Annotated in this window: 16 protein-coding genes; 10 read left to right on the forward strand and 6 right to left on the reverse strand. The window is 69.0% G+C overall.

Going from position 1 to position 19,872, the window contains the following annotated elements:
- Positions 1 to 480: 480 nt before the first annotated feature.
- Complete coding sequence (locus IT306_27280) at positions 481 to 3,447, forward strand: ScyD/ScyE family protein (protein MCC7372148.1); 2,967 nt, start codon at positions 481 to 483, stop codon at positions 3,445 to 3,447.
- A gap of 87 nt (positions 3,448 to 3,534) precedes the next feature.
- Here the strand turns inward: IT306_27280 and IT306_27285 are convergent, their stop codons facing one another.
- The gene (locus IT306_27285) at positions 3,535 to 4,098 is read right to left on the reverse strand and encodes a hypothetical protein (GenBank protein ID MCC7372149.1); all 564 of its coding nucleotides are present in this window, start codon (positions 4,096 to 4,098) and stop codon (positions 3,535 to 3,537) included.
- A gap of 253 nt (positions 4,099 to 4,351) precedes the next feature.
- Between IT306_27285 and IT306_27290 the strand changes: the two genes are divergently transcribed.
- Both IT306_27290 and IT306_27295 read left to right on the forward strand, forming a co-directional pair.
- Positions 4,352 to 4,930, forward strand: a complete 579-nt coding sequence (locus IT306_27290; protein MCC7372150.1) for an aminoacyl-tRNA deacylase — start codon at positions 4,352 to 4,354, stop codon at positions 4,928 to 4,930.
- A 2-nt stretch (positions 4,931 to 4,932) separates the two neighbouring features.
- Positions 4,933 to 6,138, forward strand: coding sequence for a hypothetical protein (locus tag IT306_27295; protein MCC7372151.1), 1,206 nt, complete (start codon positions 4,933 to 4,935; stop codon positions 6,136 to 6,138).
- Positions 6,139 to 6,156: 18 nt separating this feature from the next.
- On the opposite strand, the gene IT306_27300 is transcribed toward IT306_27295, so the two are convergent.
- From IT306_27300 to IT306_27315, 4 genes are all read right to left on the reverse strand, one after another.
- The gene (locus IT306_27300; protein MCC7372152.1) at positions 6,157 to 7,254 is read right to left on the reverse strand and encodes a hypothetical protein; all 1,098 of its coding nucleotides are present in this window, start codon (positions 7,252 to 7,254) and stop codon (positions 6,157 to 6,159) included.
- Positions 7,255 to 7,286: 32 nt separating this feature from the next.
- Complete coding sequence (gene gatB / locus IT306_27305; protein ID MCC7372153.1) at positions 7,287 to 8,774, reverse strand: Asp-tRNA(Asn)/Glu-tRNA(Gln) amidotransferase subunit GatB; 1,488 nt, start codon at positions 8,772 to 8,774, stop codon at positions 7,287 to 7,289.
- Positions 8,775 to 9,232: 458 nt separating this feature from the next.
- Positions 9,233 to 9,874: an NIPSNAP family protein gene (locus IT306_27310; GenBank protein MCC7372154.1), complete on the reverse strand. Its 642-nt coding sequence runs from the start codon at positions 9,872 to 9,874 to the stop codon at positions 9,233 to 9,235.
- Between the two features lie 122 nt (positions 9,875 to 9,996).
- On the reverse strand, positions 9,997 to 10,698 hold the full coding sequence (locus IT306_27315) for an RraA family protein (protein MCC7372155.1): 702 nt from the start codon (positions 10,696 to 10,698) through the stop codon (positions 9,997 to 9,999).
- A gap of 189 nt (positions 10,699 to 10,887) precedes the next feature.
- Between IT306_27315 and IT306_27320 the strand changes: the two genes are divergently transcribed.
- From IT306_27320 to IT306_27330, 3 genes are all read left to right on the forward strand, one after another.
- Positions 10,888 to 11,142, forward strand: a complete 255-nt coding sequence (locus IT306_27320; GenBank protein ID MCC7372156.1) for a hypothetical protein — start codon at positions 10,888 to 10,890, stop codon at positions 11,140 to 11,142.
- A 1-nt stretch (position 11,143) separates the two neighbouring features.
- Positions 11,144 to 12,184, forward strand: coding sequence for a mandelate racemase/muconate lactonizing enzyme family protein (locus IT306_27325; GenBank protein ID MCC7372157.1), 1,041 nt, complete (start codon positions 11,144 to 11,146; stop codon positions 12,182 to 12,184).
- A 469-nt stretch (positions 12,185 to 12,653) separates the two neighbouring features.
- Complete coding sequence (locus tag IT306_27330) at positions 12,654 to 13,922, forward strand: ROK family transcriptional regulator (GenBank protein ID MCC7372158.1); 1,269 nt, start codon at positions 12,654 to 12,656, stop codon at positions 13,920 to 13,922.
- A gap of 374 nt (positions 13,923 to 14,296) precedes the next feature.
- Here IT306_27330 and IT306_27335 read toward each other — a convergent pair whose 3' ends face one another.
- Positions 14,297 to 15,208, reverse strand: coding sequence for a phosphotransferase (locus IT306_27335; GenBank protein MCC7372159.1), 912 nt, complete (start codon positions 15,206 to 15,208; stop codon positions 14,297 to 14,299).
- Between the two features lie 121 nt (positions 15,209 to 15,329).
- Here IT306_27335 and IT306_27340 point away from each other — a divergent pair, with 121 nt between their 5' ends.
- Genes IT306_27340 through IT306_27355 form a run of 4 tightly spaced genes read left to right on the forward strand, consistent with a single transcriptional unit; the run spans position 15,330 to position 19,127 of the window.
- A complete protein-coding gene (locus tag IT306_27340) occupies positions 15,330 to 17,633 on the forward strand; it encodes a CDC48 family AAA ATPase (GenBank protein ID MCC7372160.1) in 2,304 nt (767 codons plus the stop codon).
- A 45-nt stretch (positions 17,634 to 17,678) separates the two neighbouring features.
- Positions 17,679 to 18,116, forward strand: coding sequence for a nitroreductase family deazaflavin-dependent oxidoreductase (locus tag IT306_27345; GenBank protein ID MCC7372161.1), 438 nt, complete (start codon positions 17,679 to 17,681; stop codon positions 18,114 to 18,116).
- A gap of 25 nt (positions 18,117 to 18,141) precedes the next feature.
- Positions 18,142 to 18,657 (forward strand): DUF488 domain-containing protein, encoded by a 516-nt coding sequence (locus IT306_27350; GenBank protein MCC7372162.1) that lies wholly within the window; start codon positions 18,142 to 18,144, stop codon positions 18,655 to 18,657.
- Positions 18,657 to 19,127 carry a DUF488 domain-containing protein gene (locus tag IT306_27355; GenBank protein MCC7372163.1) on the forward strand — a complete coding sequence of 157 codons (471 nt, stop codon included), beginning with the start codon at positions 18,657 to 18,659 and terminating at the stop codon, positions 19,125 to 19,127. Before IT306_27350 ends, IT306_27355 begins: the two co-directional genes overlap by 1 nt.
- Positions 19,128 to 19,872: the final 745 nt, after the last annotated feature.

Here is a 19,872-nt window from a genome sequence, read left to right on the forward strand (position 1 = left end):
AAGCCCCGCCTACCATCCTGCAGTCGCTGCGCGACGCGCCAGTCGCACCAGTGCCTGCCGTTCCCGACGGCCGTCGCGCAGCGACGGCGTGACTGTAGGCGGGGACTTCAGTCCCCGACGAGGTCGCAGGACGTGCTCGTCATGCAATCGCCCTGAGGGCAGCGCCAGGACGATTGCCTGTTGATGTCGTCGTGCCGCCTCGTCGGGGCTTGAAAGCCCCGCCTACCATCCTGCAGTCGCTGCGCGACGCCCCGGTCTCACCAGACGACGCCGTTTCCAGTGTCCGTCGCGCAGCGACTGAATGACTGTAGGCGGGGGTTTCAACCCCCGACCGCCCGTTCCATGATGCTTCGGGGACACCAATGAACAGGCAATCGCCCTGGTGTGTGCACGGCTTCCCTGGTGACGGCTGCGCGGCGACCGGTACACTCCGGCGGGGCGTCTGTCCACCTCCGCGCCCGGCGCTCTCTGGAATGCAGCATGAGTTTGTCTACGCCGATGCCCGCTCCGGCCTCAGAGGCGGCGTCGGTTCCCGTCCCCCGGCCTGCCGTCCCCGCCAGACGCACCGGCCTCGCCGCCCTGCGCTCCCTTGACGCACTCCTGATCGTCGGGCTGACGCTCGGGGGGCTGGCGATGCGGCTGCCGTACCTGTGGACCATCCCGCGCTTCACCGACGAGACGCGCGAAGTTCTCAAAGCCATCGAGCTGTACCACGGGGCCGTTCCCTGGCCGAAACAGCTCATCAACCTCGACGACTACATCGGCGGGATCTACCAGTGGCTGCTGGTGGTCGTCTACTGGGTCACCGGCATCAGCGCCCTCTCACCCCGCATGGTGATGGCCGTCGCCGGGGCGCTGGCCGTCGGGTTCACCTACCTGTTGGCGCGGGAGATCGGCGGGCGGCTGGCTGGCATCGTGGCGGCGGCGCTGCTGGCGACGAGTGGCAGCATCATCCTCTCCAACGCCCACATCGGGTGGTCGCACTGCCTGACGCCGACGATCACCACCCTGGCGATCTGGCTGCTGCTGCGCGGCGTCCACGATGGCAGCCGCGCGGCCCTCCTGGGCAGCGGGTTCACCTGGGGCGTGGCCCTGAACACGCACCCTGCCACCCTGGTGCTCCTGCCCGGCGCCGCGATCTACGTCCTCTGGAGCGGCCGGCGATTGCTCACCACGCCGTGGCCGTACCTTGCCGCGCTGCTGTTCGTGGCGGCCTACAGCAACATGATCCTCTACAACGTGCTCACCGACTTCGACAGCATCACCGCTGCCGCGACGATCAAGGATCGGTATGACGCTGGCGTCGATACCGTCACGCCGGCCATCTACCTTGCCAACCACGGGCCACACGGGCTGATGCTGCTGCGCTACCTCGCCGGCGCCGTCGACGAGCGAGGCGGCTCGCTGGCCTACCTGCTCGATCCCACCCTCTGGCTCTACGCCGGCCTCACGCTGGCTGGCCTGGTCTACACCGCGCGACGAGGCGCGCCGCTGCTGCTCCTCGTGTTCCTCTCGTCGTGCCTCATCATGCCGTACTTCAATCAACGCAAGTACGTCCCGATCTCCGACGGACGGTATCTCATGCCACTCCTACCCATCGCCTTTGCTGGAATCGGCACGCTGCTGGCCTCTACGTGGCAGCGCTGGGCCACCACAAACCGACAGTGGCAGGTCGCCATCGCCGCGGTGTCCGTGGTGCTGGTGGTCTATCCTCTCGCGCCGCTCGCCCGCTACTACGGGCAGGAAGAGGCGGCCGGCCGCACCAATACCCCATTTCTCCGGGTCGTGAGTGAGGTCGGAGCGATCCGACGGCCAGATGAGGCCGTGATCCTCGACCGCGATCTTGCCAACGTCAAGCTCGAAGGCGGCGGCACGGCGTTTCGCTCCCTGCGGACGCTGCTGGCCGGCATCGGCATCGACGACCGCTCGATTGACAGCGTCACCGACTACGCCGGCAAGATGGCGGTCGGATCGTCCACGCTGCTGCTGACCGATGCGCGCGGACACGGCATGGTGCAGCAGTCCGAGCACCGTCTGCGGGCGCTCGGCATTCAGGTGAGCACCGCCGTCCCCGCACTCGATCCGAATGGATACCTGGCGCTGCGCCTGGAGCGCACAGCCCGGACCGCGGCAGCCGCCACCGACGATTCGGATAGCGCTGCCACGCCGACCGGCACGCCGTGGTCGGCTGGCGAGAGCGCCCCGGCCTTCAGCGCATCGCTCGGTCGGTCGGGCCTCGGCGTCTACAGCGCGCTTCCGGCGGCGCTCAACGCGGCTGACGACCTCCGCTCGCACACCGGCAACGGCGATGCTATCGCCGCCGTAGACGATCCATCGTCGCTCCAACAGGCCGTCTCAAAGGTCGGCATCCCGATTGAGACGTTCGTGGGTGGCTTGATCAACCCGCGCGGCCTCGCCTTCCGAGACGACCGCAACCTGATCGTCGCCTCGGCTGGCACCGGCGGCCCCGAACTCATCGACGTTGGCCGAGAGAAGCCGCAGAAGTACGGCAAGACCGGGCAGGTGCTCCGCATCGCCCCGAACGGCGACAAGTTCCTGCTCGCCAAGAACCTGCCGTCGTTCGTAAGCGCCGTCAACGAGGAGTGTGGCCCGAGCGCCGTGGCCTTCATCGGCGAGAAGACCTACATCCTGATGGCGTCGGGCGGCTGGGAGATCGGCAACCCGGAGTTCCACAGCGGCGTCTACGAGCTGCTCGACAACGGGCAGATGCGGCTGGTCTGGGACATGACCGCGCACGTCCTGGCGCACCCCGCGAAGGCCCGTCGCGAAGACCCTCGCGCCGACGTGCCGGCCGGCATGGCCTACGGTATGGCGGCCTCGGAAGGCCTGCTCTACGTCACCGACGCCAACCAGGAACAACTCATCGAGGTCGATCCGACCACCGGCTCGGCGCGCCAGGTGGTCGAGTACCCGAAGTCGAACCGCGCGATGACCGGCGTGGCCGCCGGCCCGGACGGCGCGCTCTACGTCGCCGAGTGGGCCTCCAACAAGATCACCCGGATCACCAAGGACGGCAAGATCGCCGACGCCGCCACCAAGCTGCGGACGCCCGTCGGCGTGACCTTCGGCCCGGACGGCGCCATGTATGTGGTCGAGTTCACCGGCCGCGTGCTCCGCGCTGCCCAGGTCGGCAACGAGCAGAAGGACATCCTGGCTGAGGGGCTGCGCGCTCCGACCGCCATCACCTTTGGCCCGGACGGCAACCTGTACGTGTCCGTGTTCGGGCAGGGTTCGGCGCAGGGCGAAGGCTCGATCGTGCGGCTGCGGCTGGCACCCACGGACCCGAACATCGCCCGCGCCCAGTGGGCGAACGGCGCGGCCTGGTTGGGCGGATTGTCGGTGTTCTTCATCCTGATGACCGTCGGCTGGATCGCCAACCGGCGCGGCCAGCGCAAGGCGGCGCAAGAGTCGTCGCCAAAGGGGTAGGCGCGAGGACACATCCTGGGTGGCGCGCCCGTACGTCGGCATGCTGAGGCCGCGCGTCGCGCTTCCCAGGCGCAGCCTACGATCGAACTACCCGGCTGACACCTCGACCATCGCCACCAGCACCGCGTCTTCGTGCCAGCTCGCCGCTGCCTGCGGGCGGGTCGTGACCGGCACCGCCGTCTGGTTGTCCGGCCGCAGCACGCCGATCACCAGCCCGTACTCGCCGGGCGAGGCGCTCGGCAGGATCCGCAGCCGCATCTCGTCCACGCAGCGCTCGCCAACCTGCCAGCGCGTCAGGTGCCGCCGCCGGCCGCCGATCTGGTCGTCCTCGCTGCCGAGCACTCGGCCCTGGGGCGTCACCAGTCGCCCGATGGACCGCAAGTCCTCGGCGGCCGGCGCGATGGACTGCCAGTGCAGCCAGAGGCGGAGATACTCGCCGGCCCGCGCCGACTCCTGATCGAGCGTGACACCTTCCAACGCCACCGACTTCCCGAACGTCGCCCCCACCCACAGGGCCGGCGATGTCGGGACACCCGCCGGTTCGAGCGGCGTCGGTGCGGCGCGCTTCGGCTGGGCCGGCGTGGCGAGCGGGGTCGGGATGATTGGCAGCTTGCGATCACAGCCCGCGGCCAGTACCGACAATCCAACCACTGCGAGACCGCCAAGGAGGCGTCTCCGCAGGACGCTCGTCTGAGCAGAGCGACCGAGCATAGACATCCCAAGAAGGTTTGGGGTCCGCTGCACTCTCCCGGCTCAGCGAGCCCATCCCAGCGCCGACCCCCGCCCACTCCATCTGTAGCACGTTTGGAGATCGGCCCGGACGGTCGAAGGGTAGCAAAAGCATCACAGGCGCACAAGCGCGGCCAAACGATGGTGATGCCGGCCGCGAGCCACAGCACCGTCGATGCTGCTGCTGGCTTCGATTCGCTATCCTCCCCCTATGGCCCGCGAGAAGCTCGAAAAGACCAATGCGATTCGCCTGCTGGATCAGAAGCGCGTGGCCTATGAAGCGCTCACCTACGACCCCGAGATCCACTCGGCGGCAGGGGTCGCGGAGGTGCTCGGCGTGCCTCCCGGGCAGGTGTACAAGACGCTGGTGGCGTTGCGTGAGGAGGCCGGGGCGCGTCCCCTGCTGGTGATGATCGCCGGGCCGGACGAGCTTGACCCCCGTACCCTCGCCCGCGAGCTTGGCACGAAGTCGGTCAGGATGGCTCCCCAGCGCGAAGCTGAACGTCTGACCGGCCTCCTGGTCGGAGGCATCGGGGCGCTGGCCCTGGTCAACAAGCCGTTCCAGGTCTGCATCGAGCGCGCCGCCCTCGACCACGAATGGATCCTGGTGAACGGCGGCCGACGCGGCCTCAACCTCAAGATCGCCGTCGCGGACCTGCTCAAGCTGACCGGTGCACAGCCGGTCGAGGCCGTCCGACGCCTGTCCACCTCGGCGGGCGGCGACGACCCGGGCGGCGACAGCGCGGGCGACTGACCGTGTTTCGCTGGCCGATTGCTCCGACACCCCTGTCGCTGGGCAGCAGCGTCACGTCGAGTGGTGCCACCCTGGAGGTCACCCCGCGCGGGGCCGTCTTCACACTGGCGGCGCTTGCGCACGTCGGACACCCGGCCCACCTGGCCGTCATCGACGCCTACCTCAAGGGGCAGATGCGCGTCAGCCCGGGCGTGAGCATCGGCGAGGATAGCCGGGTCGTGGCGTCCGCGCTGGCCGGGCCGCTCGTCGCCGCTCACGAGCTGGCCATCCGCCAGTTGGGCCTTGCCGACTTGATCCTGCTGCCGCCGGCCGCCACGCCTGCACACGACGGTCTGACCCGCGGCCCGGACAGTCCGCGCTTCCTGCTGCGCGCTCCTGACGCGCCTGACCACTGGCACTGGGTCCGCACGGCCGAGCGCTTCGAGACGCCAGGCTGTCTCGGCACACCGCGGCCAGGGACCGGCAGCCGCTGGCACGACCTCGTGCTGGAGCTGCCGCCGCGCCCGCCAGTCAGCGAGGTCCGCGTACTGACGGGCGGCCTGCCCGCCATCCAGGCCGAGCTTCGGTCGCCAACGAGCACGGCCGCGCCGCCCGCCGACCTCGTGGCGGCCCTGCGCCGAGTGGCGCTCGACCGATTCGCCCGCGACAGTGCGGACATCGGCGATGCCGTCACAGCAGCCATCCGTGCCCTGATGGCGGAGGGCAGGCCCAGTGGGCCACTCGCAGCAGACGACCTGCAACGGGAGCGTGCGGCCTGGCGCACGTCACATGCGTCACTCGGCTCACTCAACCTTCCCGCCCTCGCGAAGTTGCTGCCAGACGTGTGCGCCAGCCGTACGGCAGCCCGTGCGACGCTGAGCGCAGGCGAGGTGACACGCACGCTGGTCCTCACACCCGACCTGGACGGCTACCAGACACTCTGTCTGCTGCCCTGCCACCAGCCCGAGTCGCCGATCCCGACGTTCGAGCAGGTCCGGCAGGCCACCTGGGACACCCTCGAAGCGATCGTAGGCCGGCCGCTCGCCGAGTACCGCACCGAGCCGATCTCGCTGCGCCTCGTGGCCGCGGACGGCCGAACCACTACGCTCGACGTGGGCGTGTCGGTCGTCATCGTGCGGAATCAGACGGTGTTCACGGGCTGGATCGGCTCGGATGGGCGGGTGATGCTGAAGCTGTTCCCGCCGGGCGGCATGGGCGTCGGCAACTGACAGCCCACCTGCCCAGGCTCAGCCGCCGGCCGGCGCTTCTGCCCCGATGACCCCGTGCCGCTCGAAGTACGCGAACAGGTCGTCCGCGCTGGCAAACACCTTCGAGCAGTAGCGCGTGAAGAACGGCGAGGGCGGGCTGGTCGGCAGCCAGACGCCGTACACCCGCTTGCCGGTCTGGAGGGCGTAGTTCATCTCGCTGATGACGCCCGGCGAGGGCACCAGCGCATCGTAGAAGACCACGACAAAGTCGGACTGGGCGATCAGCTTGTAGTCGCGGAAGATGATCTGATCGGCCACGTGGCGCAGCTCGCGCTCGCTGAACGTGTCCGACTCGGCCGGCACGGCCTCGACGGCCCGGCGCAGCTCGGCGGTGCCGTCGCTCCGGATGGCCGGTCGTTGCGCGTCAGCCGGCCGCTCGACCTCGAAGTCGTTCACGTCGGCCGGATCGAAGATCAGGAGCCGCTCCTCCAGCCGCTGCTTGAAATGGGCCAGCGCCGCGCGGTCACCCTCGGCATGCTGCATCGGGTAGCTCAGGTAGGCTGACCTCGTGTCTGGCTCGAACATCAGCCGATACAGCGCACGCGGCGGCAGCGCCCGGCCCAGCAGGTACTGCGGCTTGTGGTGGATGCGGGCCATCTCCTCGGTGGCCCACTGCTCCTCCTCGCGCCACATCAACAGCTCGGAGAGGGTCGTGTCCTCCCAGCGCGGATGCTTCCGAAGCCGCTCGCGGACCGTCTGCACGCCGGCCGTGACCGTGATGTACAGGTCGGGCTTGAGCCGCTGGAGGTAGTATGGGTCGAACCCCGAGATCAGCGTGTTCTTCCAGCGGAACACGGCGTGGGTGTTGATGATCCAGTCCTGGAACTGGCCGGCCTGCTCGCACAGGCTGGAGATCTTCTCCAACGCAGCCGCCCGCAGCAGCACCAGCGCGTGCGGGAACATGTCGAGGATCGTCTCTTCCTCGACCGGCTCGCCGACGTCCGCCGCCACCTGGAACATCGTGTCGCGCACGTCGAAGATCTGGAGATCGCGGCCGGCCGCCGCCGCCAGCGCGCGGACCTCGTCGAGGTAGCCGACGCGCTCAGTGCCGCTGATGCCGGTGCAGATCACGCGCATGTGGCGCGCCCAACCAGACGAACGAACACCCGTCACCCCGGCTGCGCGTCGAGCCGCTCGCGCATCAGCGCGTTCACCACGCCGGGGTTGGCCCGGCCGCGCGTCGCCTTCATCACCTCGCCGACGAGCCGGCCGGCCGCGCTGGCCTTTCCGCCCCTGTAATCGGCGACCGGCTTCGGGTTCGCCGCGATCACCTCGTCCACAATCCGCGTCAGCTCGTCGGCGTCGCTGACCTGGGTCAGCCCGAGCGCCTGCACGACCTCTGAGGGCGCCCGCCCCGTCCGGTACATCTCCTCAAAGACCTGCTTGGCGGCCGTCTGGTTGATCGTGCCAGCGTCCACCAGCTCGATCAGGTCGGCCAGGTGCTCGGGGGCCGGCAGCTTGCCCGCGCCCTCCTCGTCGCCGGACTCCTTCTGGAGCCGGAACAGCTCGGTCTGAATCCAGTTGCCGACCTTGCGCGGGTCCGGATAGAGCGTCAGCGTCCGCTCGAAGAACTCGCCGATCTCTGCCGTGGCCGTCAACTGCCCGGCCAGGTACGCCGTCAGGCCGTGCTCGGAGACGTACCGCTCGCGGCGGGCATCCGGCAACTCCGGCAGCTTCGCCTGCAGCTCCGAGACCCACTCGCGGGAGACGAACAGCGGCGGCAGGTCCGGCTCCGGGAAGTAGCGGTAGTCGTGCGCCTGCTCCTTGGACCGCTGCGAGACGGTGATGCCCCGGTCATCGACCCAGCCGCGCGTCTCCTGCACCACCCGCTCGCCGCGATTCAGCACCTCGGTCTGGCGCTGGATCTCGAACTCGATGGCCCGGAACACCGCCCGGAACGAGTTCATGTTCTTGACTTCGGTCTTAGTGCCGTACTCGGTCGCGCCGACCGGCCGCAGCGAGATGTTGGCGTCGCAGCGGAACGACCCTTCGTCCATGTTGCCCGTCGAGACGCCGAGCGCCCGCACAATCGAGCGCAGCTTCTGGAGATAGGCCCGCGCCTCGGCCGCCGAGCGGATGTCCGGCTTGCTGACGATCTCCATCAGCGGCACGCCCGAGCGGTTCACGTCGACGAAGCTGGCCGCCTTGCCGTCGCTGTCGGTGCCATGCACGAGCCGCGCGGTGTCCTCTTCGAGGTGGACGCGCTCCATCCCGACCCGCCGCACCTCGCCATCGACCTCAACATCCACCCAGCCATGCTGCGTGAACGGCAGATCGTACTGCGAGATCTGGTACCCCTTCACCAGGTCGGGGTACGGATAGTTCTTGCGGTCGAACTTGCTGGCCTCGGGGATCTCGCAGTTGAGCGCGAGGCCCGTCATCAGCACCAGCTCGACGGCCCGCTTGTTGATGACCGGCAGCGTCCCCGGCATGCCCATGCAGACCGGGCAGACGTGGCTGTTGGGAGCCGCGCCGGCGTACTCAGCTGAGCAGCCGCAGAACATCTTGCTGGCGGTCAACAGCTGGGAGTGAACCTCCAGCCCGATAACCGCTTCATACGCTGTGGATGGGGAAGTCGGCGTGGAGACGGCGCCCATAGCCCTCGCTCATGACCGTGCTGGCCCGCGACCAGGAAGGACCGCAGTCCTGGGAGTATACCAGCGGGCCGACGGCCAACTGGCCGACGCCTTCTCCGACGCCGGGGCGACTGTACGTTGGGCGGATCGTGCGGCGTCGTCGGGGCTTGATGAAGCTTGATTATTTACCGTGGTGAAGGCCCTCACCCCCCAGCCCCCTCTCCCTGTGCGCGGGAGAGGGGGAGACACACGAGACTGTCGTTGCTCCCCCTCTCCCGCGCACAGGGAGAGGGGGCTGGGGGGTGAGGGCCTCCAACCTGGAGCACGGAATACGTGGGTATTTCGTCAAGCTTCATCAACCCCCGACTGCGCGTTTCGTGGCGTTTCGGGAACATCAACGAACGTGCAATCGCCCTGTCGCCGATACCAGATCATGGCATCCTGAGCGCAGCGACGGACGACAGGGGAACCTCCCGCGCTTACCGCAGCGGCGAGAACGGCGCCGGGTTCAGGATCACCGACGCCTGCGTGCTCAGCGACTGCACCCCGTTGCCGCGCAGCTCGGCCAGCTTGGTGTCCTTCGCCATCGAGGCGCGGACCTCGGCGCGGTGCGCCAGGCTGTTGTACACCCACAGGTGCGAGGCCGCGTTCAGCCCACCGACCTCGGCCGTCCACAGCGCCACCAGCTTCGAGTGGGTCTCGCGCCGCGGCAACGACCGCTTGAACGTCGAGAGCCAGCCGTTCAACTGCCCTGGCGGCGAGCCGTAGGTGCGGAACTCGTACGTGTTGCCCGTCGACTCGACGGACCGCACCCCGACCTCCTCGTCAGGCGTCAGGATCGTGTTGCGCTGCGCCACCACCATGCCGCGCGTCGCCGCAAGGTACTTGTCGTGCCAGCCCGGAGCCTTCTGAAGGCCCGCCCGCAGCCGCGCCCGCTCGTTCGGATCGCGATAGCTCCACAGGTGGTAGTACTCGTTGAGCGCACCGAACTCGGTTGACCACGCCCCCACCAGCGTGCCGTAGTCGTTCTTCCGGATCGCCATGCCGATCTCTTCGACGATCTTCAGGTACTCGGCCATGATGCCGGGCCGGATGGTGTAGATCCGTAGCTCGTGGATCACGCTGTCCCCTCCAGGGCACGCTCGCGCGGCGTGCGCGTGACGCTAGACGGCCGCCCAGGCGACGGCCAGACCGGCATCATAGCAAGGCCACCGCTCGGCGATGAGGTCAGGGCGCGGCGGACTCAGCCCTGGCCGCGCGATGTCAGGAGACGCTGGATCCCTGGCCCGTCGAGGCCGGCGATCTCCCCGAGCGTTCCGCCACGCTCCAACCACGCCCGCGCCAGCGGCCCCCGCTGGTACAGCGGCGCGGCCAGCGCGGCCACCTCCACCATCAAGCGTGGCGGCAGCACCACGACCCCGTCGTCGTCCGCCACCACGAGGTCGCCGGGATGGACCGAGACGCCGCCACACTGGACCGGCACGTTCACGCTGCCGCCCTGCCCGAGCGTCCTTCCTCCCCGTGCCGCCACCGCCCGCGCAAACGTCGGCAGGCCATGCTCGGCGATCTCGGCCAGGTTGGCGATAGCCCCGTCCACCACGACACCCACGCACCCGCGCGCCCTGGCCGCCAGCGAGGTCAGCTCACCCCAGCAGGCCAGCGACTCGCGCCCGCCATGATCGACCACCAGCACGTCGCCGGGCTGGAGCAGATCGACGGCCGGTACCAGCGCTTCCAGGTCGCCGTCCGGCAGCCTGGCCGTCACCGCCGTGCCGACCACCCGGACCGGCTCCGACGGCGCTCGCGCCAGCAGCCTGATCTTCTCGTCCACAAACCCGTCATCCGTCACGTGTCCCAGCAGCGCCGTCCGGAACTGCTGATACGCCGCGATCCAGTCGTCCGGAATCGCCGTCGGATGTGGGTTGACCGTCAGTCCCTCTGCCATCGCTCACGCGCCTCCCCAGGCTCAGCCGTGGCCGCCCCAGGGAGCCGCCCAGCCGCCCGCACCGCCGTGAATCGCGCGACTGGCCGCCCCGGACGACCTATACTCACTCCAGTGGCCCATCTCGCGTGGCCTGCGAATCCGGCCGGCCGCCATCCCTGGCAGCGTCGGCCGCCCGCCCGGAGCAAGACGATGCTTGAGCATGATCGGGACCAGCCCACTGCCGATGCGGACGATGCTGGAGAGCGGCGCAGCCGGGCCAGTGGCATCACCGGCCTGAGCGACCTGCTCCCCGACTGGATCCTTCCCCAGGAGAGCAAGCAGCATCTCCGCAACGCCCGCAAGGAGATGCTCCTGGCGGCACGCACGATGATCGACCGCGCCATCGAGCGCCAGGAGGCCGGCCCGGCCCCGAAGCGCACGGTCAACCGCGTCGAGATCGACTGACATGGCCCGCATCACCGACGTCTGGGCCGTCATCCCGAAGGGCACGAACGAGCCGCGGGACTGGCGCACGGCGATGGCCCAGATCCTCGTGGTGGTCGAGAGCGACGACGGGCGGCGCGGCTTCGGCGTCGGTGGCGGCGGCGTGGCCGGCGTCCACGTCATCGACACCATCCTGCGCGAGGTCGTGGTCGGGCAGGATCCGCGCGATGTGACAGCCATCTGGGACCGAATGTTCCACGCCACCCACCATTTCGGCCGGAAGGGGCTGCCTGTCATGGCCCTGTCCGGCATCGACCTCGCGATCTGGGATCTGCTCGGCAAGCAGGAGAACCAGCCCGTCTACCAGTTGCTCGGCGGCCTGCGCCACGAGCGGGTGCCCGCCTACGCCTCGCTCGGCCCGACCGTTGGCACGGCGATTCAGGACGGCTTCACGCACGTCAAGCTGCACCTGCCGGCCGTCAAGCACGACATCGGGGAGATCGTCGATCTCGTGCGAATGGGGCGCGAACAGGTCGGCCCGGACATCCCCCTCTACCTGGATGCTGGCGCGAAGTGGGACCGCCAGACCAGCGCCCAGATCGCCGCGGCCGTCGAGCAGTACGAGATCGGCTGGCTGGAGGAGCCGCTGCTCGCGGATGACTACATCGGGCACCGCCAGCTTGGCGAGCGTACCCGCATCCCCATTGCCGGTGGCGAGCACGAGTACACTCGCTGGGGCTACGAACTCCTGGTCGAGACGAAGGCGCTGACCGTCTGGCAGCCGGATGCCTGCTGGGTCGGCGGGATGACCACCATGCGCGAGGTCTTTGCGCTGGGGCAGGCCAACGGGATCTGGGTCGTCCCGCACCGTGGCAGCGAGGTCTGGGGCCTGCACGCCATCCTGGCGCTGGCCGACCGCCCCCTGGCCGAGGGTGGCCGTCCCTGGGTCACCTGGGTCCAGGGCGCGCCCGAGATCGTGAAGGGCATCGTCGCCGCGCCGACCGCGCCCGGCTTCGGCGTCACCTTCGACGAGGCCCTGCTGGTCCGCCCCAATCGAGACTGACTCGGAAATGTCGCCAAGGGCGGCAAACGAGCGTACGCTGGTGACGGTCGGCGCCGTTCGGCCGCGCGGCGACGCCGGCCATGTGCGGGAGGACGTACATGGAAGACGATGCCCTGGACGTGCAGATCGTAGATGAGAGCGAGACTGAGGACGATCTGCTGGCAGCCGCGCCGAAGACCGGCCCACGGATCACGGACGGTACGTCCAGCACCTGACAGCCGTTCACCTGACAGTCGTTGCCACTCGAGCGCCAGAGCGTCGGAGCCCCGCGGGTGCGGGGCTCCTGCGTGTGTCCGGTACGCCAACGGGCGTGTGCATCACGCCCGAGCACGCAGCAGACCGACGAAAACGGCATAGTCTTCTATATCTCCAGGTTCAATCCCGACGACTGTCGCCCGGTCGCTCCTCGTTTCAGCTATCATCGCCGGGCAGTCAGCTTGATTGATGCATTGGTTGCACGAATCTCACGATGCGCTTCACCGTTCGCGGCGGCAACGCTCCCCTCCTCAAGCGCCAGAATCGGGCGGCGGTCCTCCGCGCCATCGTCGGCTTCGGCCCGATCTCCCGCCGCGCCCTGCGGGACCGCACCGGCCTGACCGCGTCGACTATCACGAATATCGTGGCGGAGCTGATCGGCGCGGGGCAGGTGCAGGAGCTTGGCGAGATCGAGCCGGTCGCGGGCGCCAGCCGGGCCGGCCGCCGCGAGGTGCTGATCGACCTGACGGCCGACAGCGGCATCGTCGTCGGGGCGTACATCGGCGTCAACGAGACCAACATCTCGGTGGGCGGCCCCCGCGCGGAGATCCTTCATCGGCTGAACCTGCCGACCCTGTCCGAGCGCGGCCCCGCCGACCTGATCCGACGGCTTGTGGACGGCGTCGAGGCGCTGCTCGATCAGACCGGCACCGATCGCGGCCGGTTGATCGGCTTCGGGCTGGGGGCCGTAGGGATCGTCGATCCGGAGGGCGGCGTCCTGCGCGATGCGCCCGAGCTTGGCTGGCGGGACGTCCCGCTCCGCGCGATGCTCCAGGAGGCCGTCGACCTGCCGATTGTGCTGGACAGCGGCCGGCGCGGCATGGCCCTGGCCGAGATGATGTTCGGACTCGGGCAGCACGTCCGCGACTTCGCCCACGTCCACATCGCCAGCACCATCGTGGCCGGCCTGGTGCTCGATCAGCGGCTGCATCGCGGCGCAACGGGGACGGCTGGCTCGCTGGGCCACACGACGGTGGCCGGCGAGCGCCAGCCCTGCGGCTGTGGCAAGATCGGCTGTCTGGACACCATCGCCAGCGAGGTCGCGATGGAGCGCCGGGCGGCCGAGGTCGCGGCGGTCCGTCCGGACGGCCTGCTGGCCCGTGAGCTGGCGGCCCGCACCGAGCCGGTCGGGCGATTCGCGCTCTACCGCGCCGCCAGGGCCGGCGACGCGGATGCCCTGGCGATCATCGTGGAGGCCGGCCGCTACCTGGGACGGGCCATCGCCAACGTCTTGAGCGTGATCGACGTGCGGCTGGTGGTGCTCTCCGGCGACGTGGCCCGCGATTTCCCGCCGTTCGTGGATGCCGTCCGCGCGGCCATCGAGGTGCACACCTTCCGCGTGGACGAGGTGACCGTCGAGGTGGTCGCGTCGCCGTTCGGCGGCGATATGCGCGTCAAGGGCAGCCTTGCGCTGGCCCTCTACGATCTCCTGTACGCCCCGACGCTCACGCTCCAGCCGGCGGTCGAAGAGACCGCGAGCTAGTCGCCTGTCCGACGTGAACGACCCGGGTGGGTCGCCGCCGACGCTTCATCCGTCATCCCGAGCGAACGGACCCATTCGGCACGCTCAGGGCAAACCTGACGACCTCCCCCGTCATCCCGAGCGGAGTGAGGCTGCTCCCGTCACCGTCATCCCGAGCGGAGTGAGCGTGCGAACGCAGTCGAGGGATCTTCCTCACGCTACAGAAGGAGAAGATCCCCACTCCGCTCGTTCCTCGCCGCGGTCGGGATGACGAGAGGGGTGTGCTCGTTCCTCGCGTAGCTCACCCTGAGCTTGCCGAATGGGGTCGGGATGACGACGGGCACGGAGCGATCCTGCAATTGACGCCAGACACGCCACTGGGCAGAGCTTGCCCGCTACGCGAACGGCGTCCGGAGCCGCGCGAACACCGAGGGCAACCGCCTGCCGCACTCGGTCTCGCGCCGCCGACCGAACGAGTCGAACATGATGCCCGCCCGGATCAGGAGCGCCGCGTCCAGCGCCCGCGCATCGATCGGCCAGACCTCCCCGTACCCTTCCAGGAACGAGACCGGCAACGCGCCAGCCTCCAGCTCTTCCAGCAGAACGCTGTACGCCACGCAGATGTACGGGTGGGTCGCGGCCGGCGACGGATCGATCACGACCAGCCGCTCGCCCCTGAGCAGCATGTTGCCCGTGCGAAAGTCGCCGTGCGTGCGCCTGGACCCTGTCAGCAGCACATGCTCGCTCAGCACGTCCACGGCCCGCTCGACCGCCCCGAGATCCTGCTCTGAGATCGCGCCGACCTCCAGCGCGAACCGCAGCCCACGCGGCAGCTTCTCGGCGGCCAGTTGCTCGCGCAGGGTCGCGAAGCACCCGCGCCCGGCCTCGTCGAGGTGATCCTCGCCGGCCCAGCCGAAGCCTTCCGCACGGACCGCGTGCATGGCGGCCAGCATCCGCCCGATCCGACGCTGCGTCTCGTCGTACTGCAGCCGTCCGGCCGCGATCTCGGACTCGACGCTCGGCCCGGCCACAAACTCCATCAGCAGGTACGGCGTCCCATCGGGCAGCACGCCATGGGCGTAGACCTCCGGCGTCTCCACACCGACCGTCTGCCAGCCTCGCAGCCACAGCGCTTCGGTCTCGACGACGCTGGCGGGCGCGCTCTTGAAGACGACGTCGCGGCCAGAGCGCAGCCACACGCGGTATACCGTCGAAGCCTTGCCCTGGGCCATCCGCTCGGTCGCCAACACACGGTCGCCACGGAACAGCCCGGCCGCCCGTATCGCCTGCTCGATCTGCTCGCTCATCCCTGGAAGGATAGGGGCCGACGCACTGCCATGCACGACGGGGGCATCACGACCAGCCCACGTCACGCTGGTTTCGTGTGCGGGTACACTTCCTGCGCGCGAGCAGGAGGACCAGATTCGGATGGCTGACGAGACGCAGGGCGGTGTTGAGCAGGTGCGCGGCGTGGTCCCGAACACGGGGACCAATGGAGCAGGAGCGGGGGGCGAGTCCGCGCGTGAGGTCTATCTCCGCGTCGCCGAGGCGTTCCCGTTCGACATCCACCGGGGCATCGCTCGCCTCGATCAGGCATCGTTTGACGCCCTCGGGCTGAAGCCAGGCGACCTCGTCCACCTGACCGGCAAGCGCCGCACCACCGTCCGCGTGGAGCGTTCGCCCGAGGGCATCCCCGGTCGCCATGTCATCCGGCTGGACGGGACGCTGCGCGACAACGCCCAGGTCAGCATCGACGAGCGCATCCGCGTGCGCGTCGGCGGGGCGTCGGACGCCCACAGCATCACCCTGTCTGCTCCGGACGCCTCGGCCCTCTCCGACGAGGAGATCCTGGCGACGCGGATGTATCTGGCCGGGCGCGTCGTGACCCCCGGCGACAAGGTCACCGTGACCGCCCTGGCGCGCGGCGACCGCTCCTTCCAGATCGTCGAGAGCGAGCCGGCCGGCCCGGTCGTCGTGCGGCTCGAGACGATCATCCGCACGCGCGTCCCACCGGCCTCGCGCTCGAAGGTCGGCCCGTCGAACGTCCGCTACGAGGACATCGGCGGCCTGGACCGCGAGCTGAGCCGCGTCCGCGAGCTGATCGAGCTGCCGATGAAGTATCCGCAGCTGTTCAGCCGCATGCGGATCGAGCCGCCGCGCGGCGTCCTCCTGTACGGCCCTCCGGGCACCGGCAAGACCCTCATCGCGCGGGCCGTCGCCACGGAGGTTCAGGCGACCTTCATCCACGTCAACGGCCCCGAGATCATGCAGAAGTACGTGGGCGAGTCCGAGGGCCGCCTGCGTGAAGTCTTCGAGCAGGCCACCCGCGAAGCGCCGGCCATCGTCTTCCTGGACGAGATCGACGCCATCGCCCCGAAGCGCGCAAACGTCGTGGGCGACGTCGAGAAGCGCGTCGTGGCCCAGCTGCTGACGCTGATGGACGGCCTCGTCTCCAGAGGACAGGTCACCGTCATCGGCGCGACGAACATGCCGGACCTGGTCGATCCAGCCCTGCGCCGGCCCGGCCGCTTCGACCGCGAGATCGCCGTCAACGCGCCAAGCCCGGCCGGCCGCCTCCAGATCCTGCGCATCCACAGTCGGGGCTTCCCGATGGCCGAGGATGTGAACCTGGAGCGCCTGGCCGAGATCACCCACGGCTTCGTCGGCGCGGACCTCGAAGTGCTCTGCAAGGAGGCTGGCATGCTGGCCCTGCGCGAGCTCCTGGACGAGGCCGGCATGGAAGCGGTCGATCTGGAGCGGCTGGCTGAGGACGCTCGCATCCACACCCGCCACTTCTACGAGGCGCTGAAGGCCATCGAGCCGACCGCCACCCGCGAGGTGCTGGTCGAGAAGCCGAACGTCCCCTGGGCCGATGTTGGCGGCCTCAACGAGGTGCGCGATCTGCTGGAGGGGGCCATCGAGCTGCCGCGTCAGCGCCCCGATCTGTTCCAGGCGGCCGGCATCCACCCGCCGCGTGGCGTCCTGCTGACCGGATCGAGCGGCACCGGCAAGAGCCTCGTCGCACGGGCCATCGCCACCTCGACGGGCCTGAGTCTGATCACCGCTGATGCCGCCACGCTGCTCTCGAAGTGGCTGGGCGAGTCCGAGAAGACGGTCCACCAGGTGTTCCAGCGCGCCCGGCAGGCCGCCCCGTGCCTCCTGTTCTTCGACGATCTGGACGCCATCGCCCCGATCCGTGGCGGCGACATGACCGGCGGCGCGGTGGACCGCGTCGTCAGCCAGTTGCTGACTGAGCTTGACACCCTGGACGAGCTGAGCGAGGTCACGGTCCTCGGGGCGACCAACCGCCCCGATCTGGTCGATCCGGCCCTGCTCTCGCCGCGCCGTTTCGCCTACGTCATCGACCTGCCGATGCCGGACGAGGACGCCCGCCGCGAGATCCTGGAAGCGCAGACCCGCAAGATGCCGCTCGCGGACGACGTTGACCTGGAGCTGCTGGCGGCCCGCTCCGAGGGCATGACCGGGGCGGATCTCGCCTCGGTCTGCCAGCGCGCCGCCCTCAACGAGATCCGCCAGATCATCGCGAACGACACGGACGCCAGCATCACCAGCGGCGGCGACCTGCGGATCGCGATGCGGACGCTGGAAGAGTCGCTGGAGGACGCCCGCCACGGCGTGACGGTCCGGAACAGCAAGAACGGCGCGGCCACACCGGCCCACACTGCGCCCGGACGCGGGCCGTCGGCATCGCCGGCCGCCCGGCAGGTGTAGTCATGCCGCCGCGCAGTGGAGAGGAACGAGGGAGAGGGAACACTGATGCCTGAGTACATTCCACCAGCCTGGGATTGGGTGCGCGAGCAGGTCGAGCGCTACGAAGGGTCGGGCGGCAAGGAAGGGACCACCCTGCGGGAGACCGGCCTGCCGGTCATCATCGTCACCTACACCGGCAGGAAGACGGGCGCGCATCGGAAAGCGCCGCTGATGCGGGTGGTCACGGACGACGGCACGTACGTGCTGGTGGCATCGAAGGGTGGCGCACCCACCAACCCGGAGTGGTACTACAGCCTGCACGAGCAGTCGGAAGTCACCATTCAGGATCACGAGCAGGTGTTCCAGGCCCGCATCCACGAGGTGAGCGACCCAGCCGAGCGTGCCCGGCTCTGGGACGTCTCGGTAAAGGCGTACCCACCCTACGCCGACTACCAGCAGAAGACGACGCGCCAGATCCCGCTGTTCGTGGCCGAGCGCGTGTAGCCCAGGGGCAACGGGCCGAGTCCCGGTGCACAGGATTCTGACGGTCGGGCACTCCAACCATCCGGTCGAACGCCTGCTCGCGCTGCTCCAGCAGCACGGGATTCAGGTGCTGGTGGACGTGCGCTCGCAGCCGTACTCGCGCTTCGCCACCCAGTTCAATCGTGAGACGCTCGATCCGACCGTAACAGCGGCCGGCCTTCGGTACCTCTTCATGGGAGAGGAGCTGGGAGGTCGGCAGCTGGGCAGGATCATCTCTACCCCCGAACGCATCGAGGCGTACCCACAGGTGGCCGCCGCGTCTGGATTCCAGCACGGCATCGAGCGCATACTCACCGGCGCGCAAGCGTACAGGATCGCGCTGCTGTGCGCTGAAGAAGACCCCACCGAATGCCATCGGCGAGTCTGGGTCACGCGCGCACTGCTTGAACGCGGCGCCGAAGTGGCCCACCTGCGCGGCGATGGCCACATTGACCCCGACAGCGCACTCAAAGGCTTGGAGCCGCCGGCCGGTCATCAGCTCGGCCTGTTCGACAGCGAGTGATGGACGCCGCACCCGCCCGGAGGTCAGCCGTGCCGACGACGCTCTACACCATCGGCTTCACGAAGTCGTCGGCAGCCCACTTCTTCGGCAGGCTGGTCTCGGCAGGCGTCAAGCAGCTGGTGGACATTCGGCTCCACAACACCAGCACGCTGGCCGGCTTCAGCAAGCGCGACGACCTGGCCTACTTTCTGTCGCTGCACGGCATCGGCTACCACCACGAGCTGCGGCTGGCCCCCGAGCCAGACCTCCTCAAGGCTGCGCAGTCCGGCGCGATACCCTGGGATGCCTACGAGGCGGGCTACCTGTCACTGATCGAAGAGCGAGACGTGGCAGCAACGCTCGACCGCGCCATGTTCGCTGGTCCGACGGCTCTGCTGTGCAGCGAGGCCACCACCGAGCACTGCCACCGCCGCGTGGCCGCCGACCACCTGCGCGCCCGCTGGGGCGATCTGGAGATCGTCCACCTGTAGCCGCTCGTCTGAGACAAACGGCCGAGTTGCGTCACTGCGGACGCCTCCCCGGTCATCCCGACTGAAGCGACCCACTCGGCCGGCTCAGAGCAGGTTCTGCGCTCTCGACCGTCATCCCGAGCGGAGTGAGCCTCCGAACCCTGCCCGTCATCCCGAGCGGAGTGAGCCTGCGAACGCAGTCGAGGGATCTTCCCCGGATGACGAGGCGCCGGGCCTGAGGAAGATCCCTCCACTTCGCTCGTGCCTCGCTTCGGTCGGGATGACGAGGGGTGTGTACTCGTGCCTCGCGACAGTCGCGACGACGTCGAGCACTGAGCGAGCCAGGGTCGGGCACTGAGCGAGCCAGAATTGACGACTGAGACGCCACGCATCCGCTTCGATCCCACGTCGATCTGAACTGCGTCACAGCCCATGGGAGTTGTGAGGACCAGTCCGTATCGCGAGCGTGAGTGAGTTGGACTCAGTTCACGGTCATTGGTGTCAAGCGCTCACGCTCGCGGTACGGATGAGCGGTTCTCCACGACCAGCCTACTGCGCCTGGCGGAATGCTAGGCAAGGCCAAAATGGATTCTGACAGCGGTCACATCATGTGGGTCACCGGAGCTTCCTGGGATTCTAAGGATCCGCCGAGAAATAACAGGCCCATCATGATGGGTAGAGTCGGGCGGCAGGTGGGCGGTGTCCGATACTGTCAAGTATGGACCGGGTGGAAGCGATTCGGCAGCGGTATGCGGCGGTGTCGCCA

It is taken from the genome of Chloroflexota bacterium (assembly GCA_020850535.1).
Lineage (GTDB): Bacteria > Chloroflexota > UBA6077 > UBA6077 > JACCZL01 > JADZEM01.

What these genes read in the sequence shown, in the direction of transcription:
- IT306_27280 (MCC7372148.1), top strand. Translation starts at nt 481, where the DNA reads ATGAGTTTGTCTACGCCGATGCCCGCTCCGGCCTCAGAGGCGGCGTCG.
- IT306_27290 (MCC7372150.1), top strand. Translation starts at nt 4,352, where the DNA reads ATGCTGCTGCTGGCTTCGATTCGCTATCCTCCCCCTATGGCCCGCGAG.
- IT306_27300 (MCC7372152.1), bottom strand. Translation starts at nt 7,254, where the DNA reads ATGCGCGTGATCTGCACCGGCATCAGCGGCACTGAGCGCGTCGGCTAC.
- gatB (MCC7372153.1), bottom strand. Translation starts at nt 8,774, where the DNA reads ATGGGCGCCGTCTCCACGCCGACTTCCCCATCCACAGCGTATGAAGCG.
- IT306_27315 (MCC7372155.1), bottom strand. Translation starts at nt 10,698, where the DNA reads ATGGCAGAGGGACTGACGGTCAACCCACATCCGACGGCGATTCCGGAC.
- IT306_27320 (MCC7372156.1), top strand. Translation starts at nt 10,888, where the DNA reads ATGCTTGAGCATGATCGGGACCAGCCCACTGCCGATGCGGACGATGCT.
- IT306_27325 (MCC7372157.1), top strand. Translation starts at nt 11,144, where the DNA reads ATGGCCCGCATCACCGACGTCTGGGCCGTCATCCCGAAGGGCACGAAC.
- IT306_27330 (MCC7372158.1), top strand. Translation starts at nt 12,654, where the DNA reads ATGCGCTTCACCGTTCGCGGCGGCAACGCTCCCCTCCTCAAGCGCCAG.
- IT306_27335 (MCC7372159.1), bottom strand. Translation starts at nt 15,208, where the DNA reads ATGAGCGAGCAGATCGAGCAGGCGATACGGGCGGCCGGGCTGTTCCGT.
- IT306_27340 (MCC7372160.1), top strand. Translation starts at nt 15,330, where the DNA reads ATGGCTGACGAGACGCAGGGCGGTGTTGAGCAGGTGCGCGGCGTGGTC.
- IT306_27345 (MCC7372161.1), top strand. Translation starts at nt 17,679, where the DNA reads ATGCCTGAGTACATTCCACCAGCCTGGGATTGGGTGCGCGAGCAGGTC.
- IT306_27355 (MCC7372163.1), top strand. Translation starts at nt 18,657, where the DNA reads ATGGACGCCGCACCCGCCCGGAGGTCAGCCGTGCCGACGACGCTCTAC.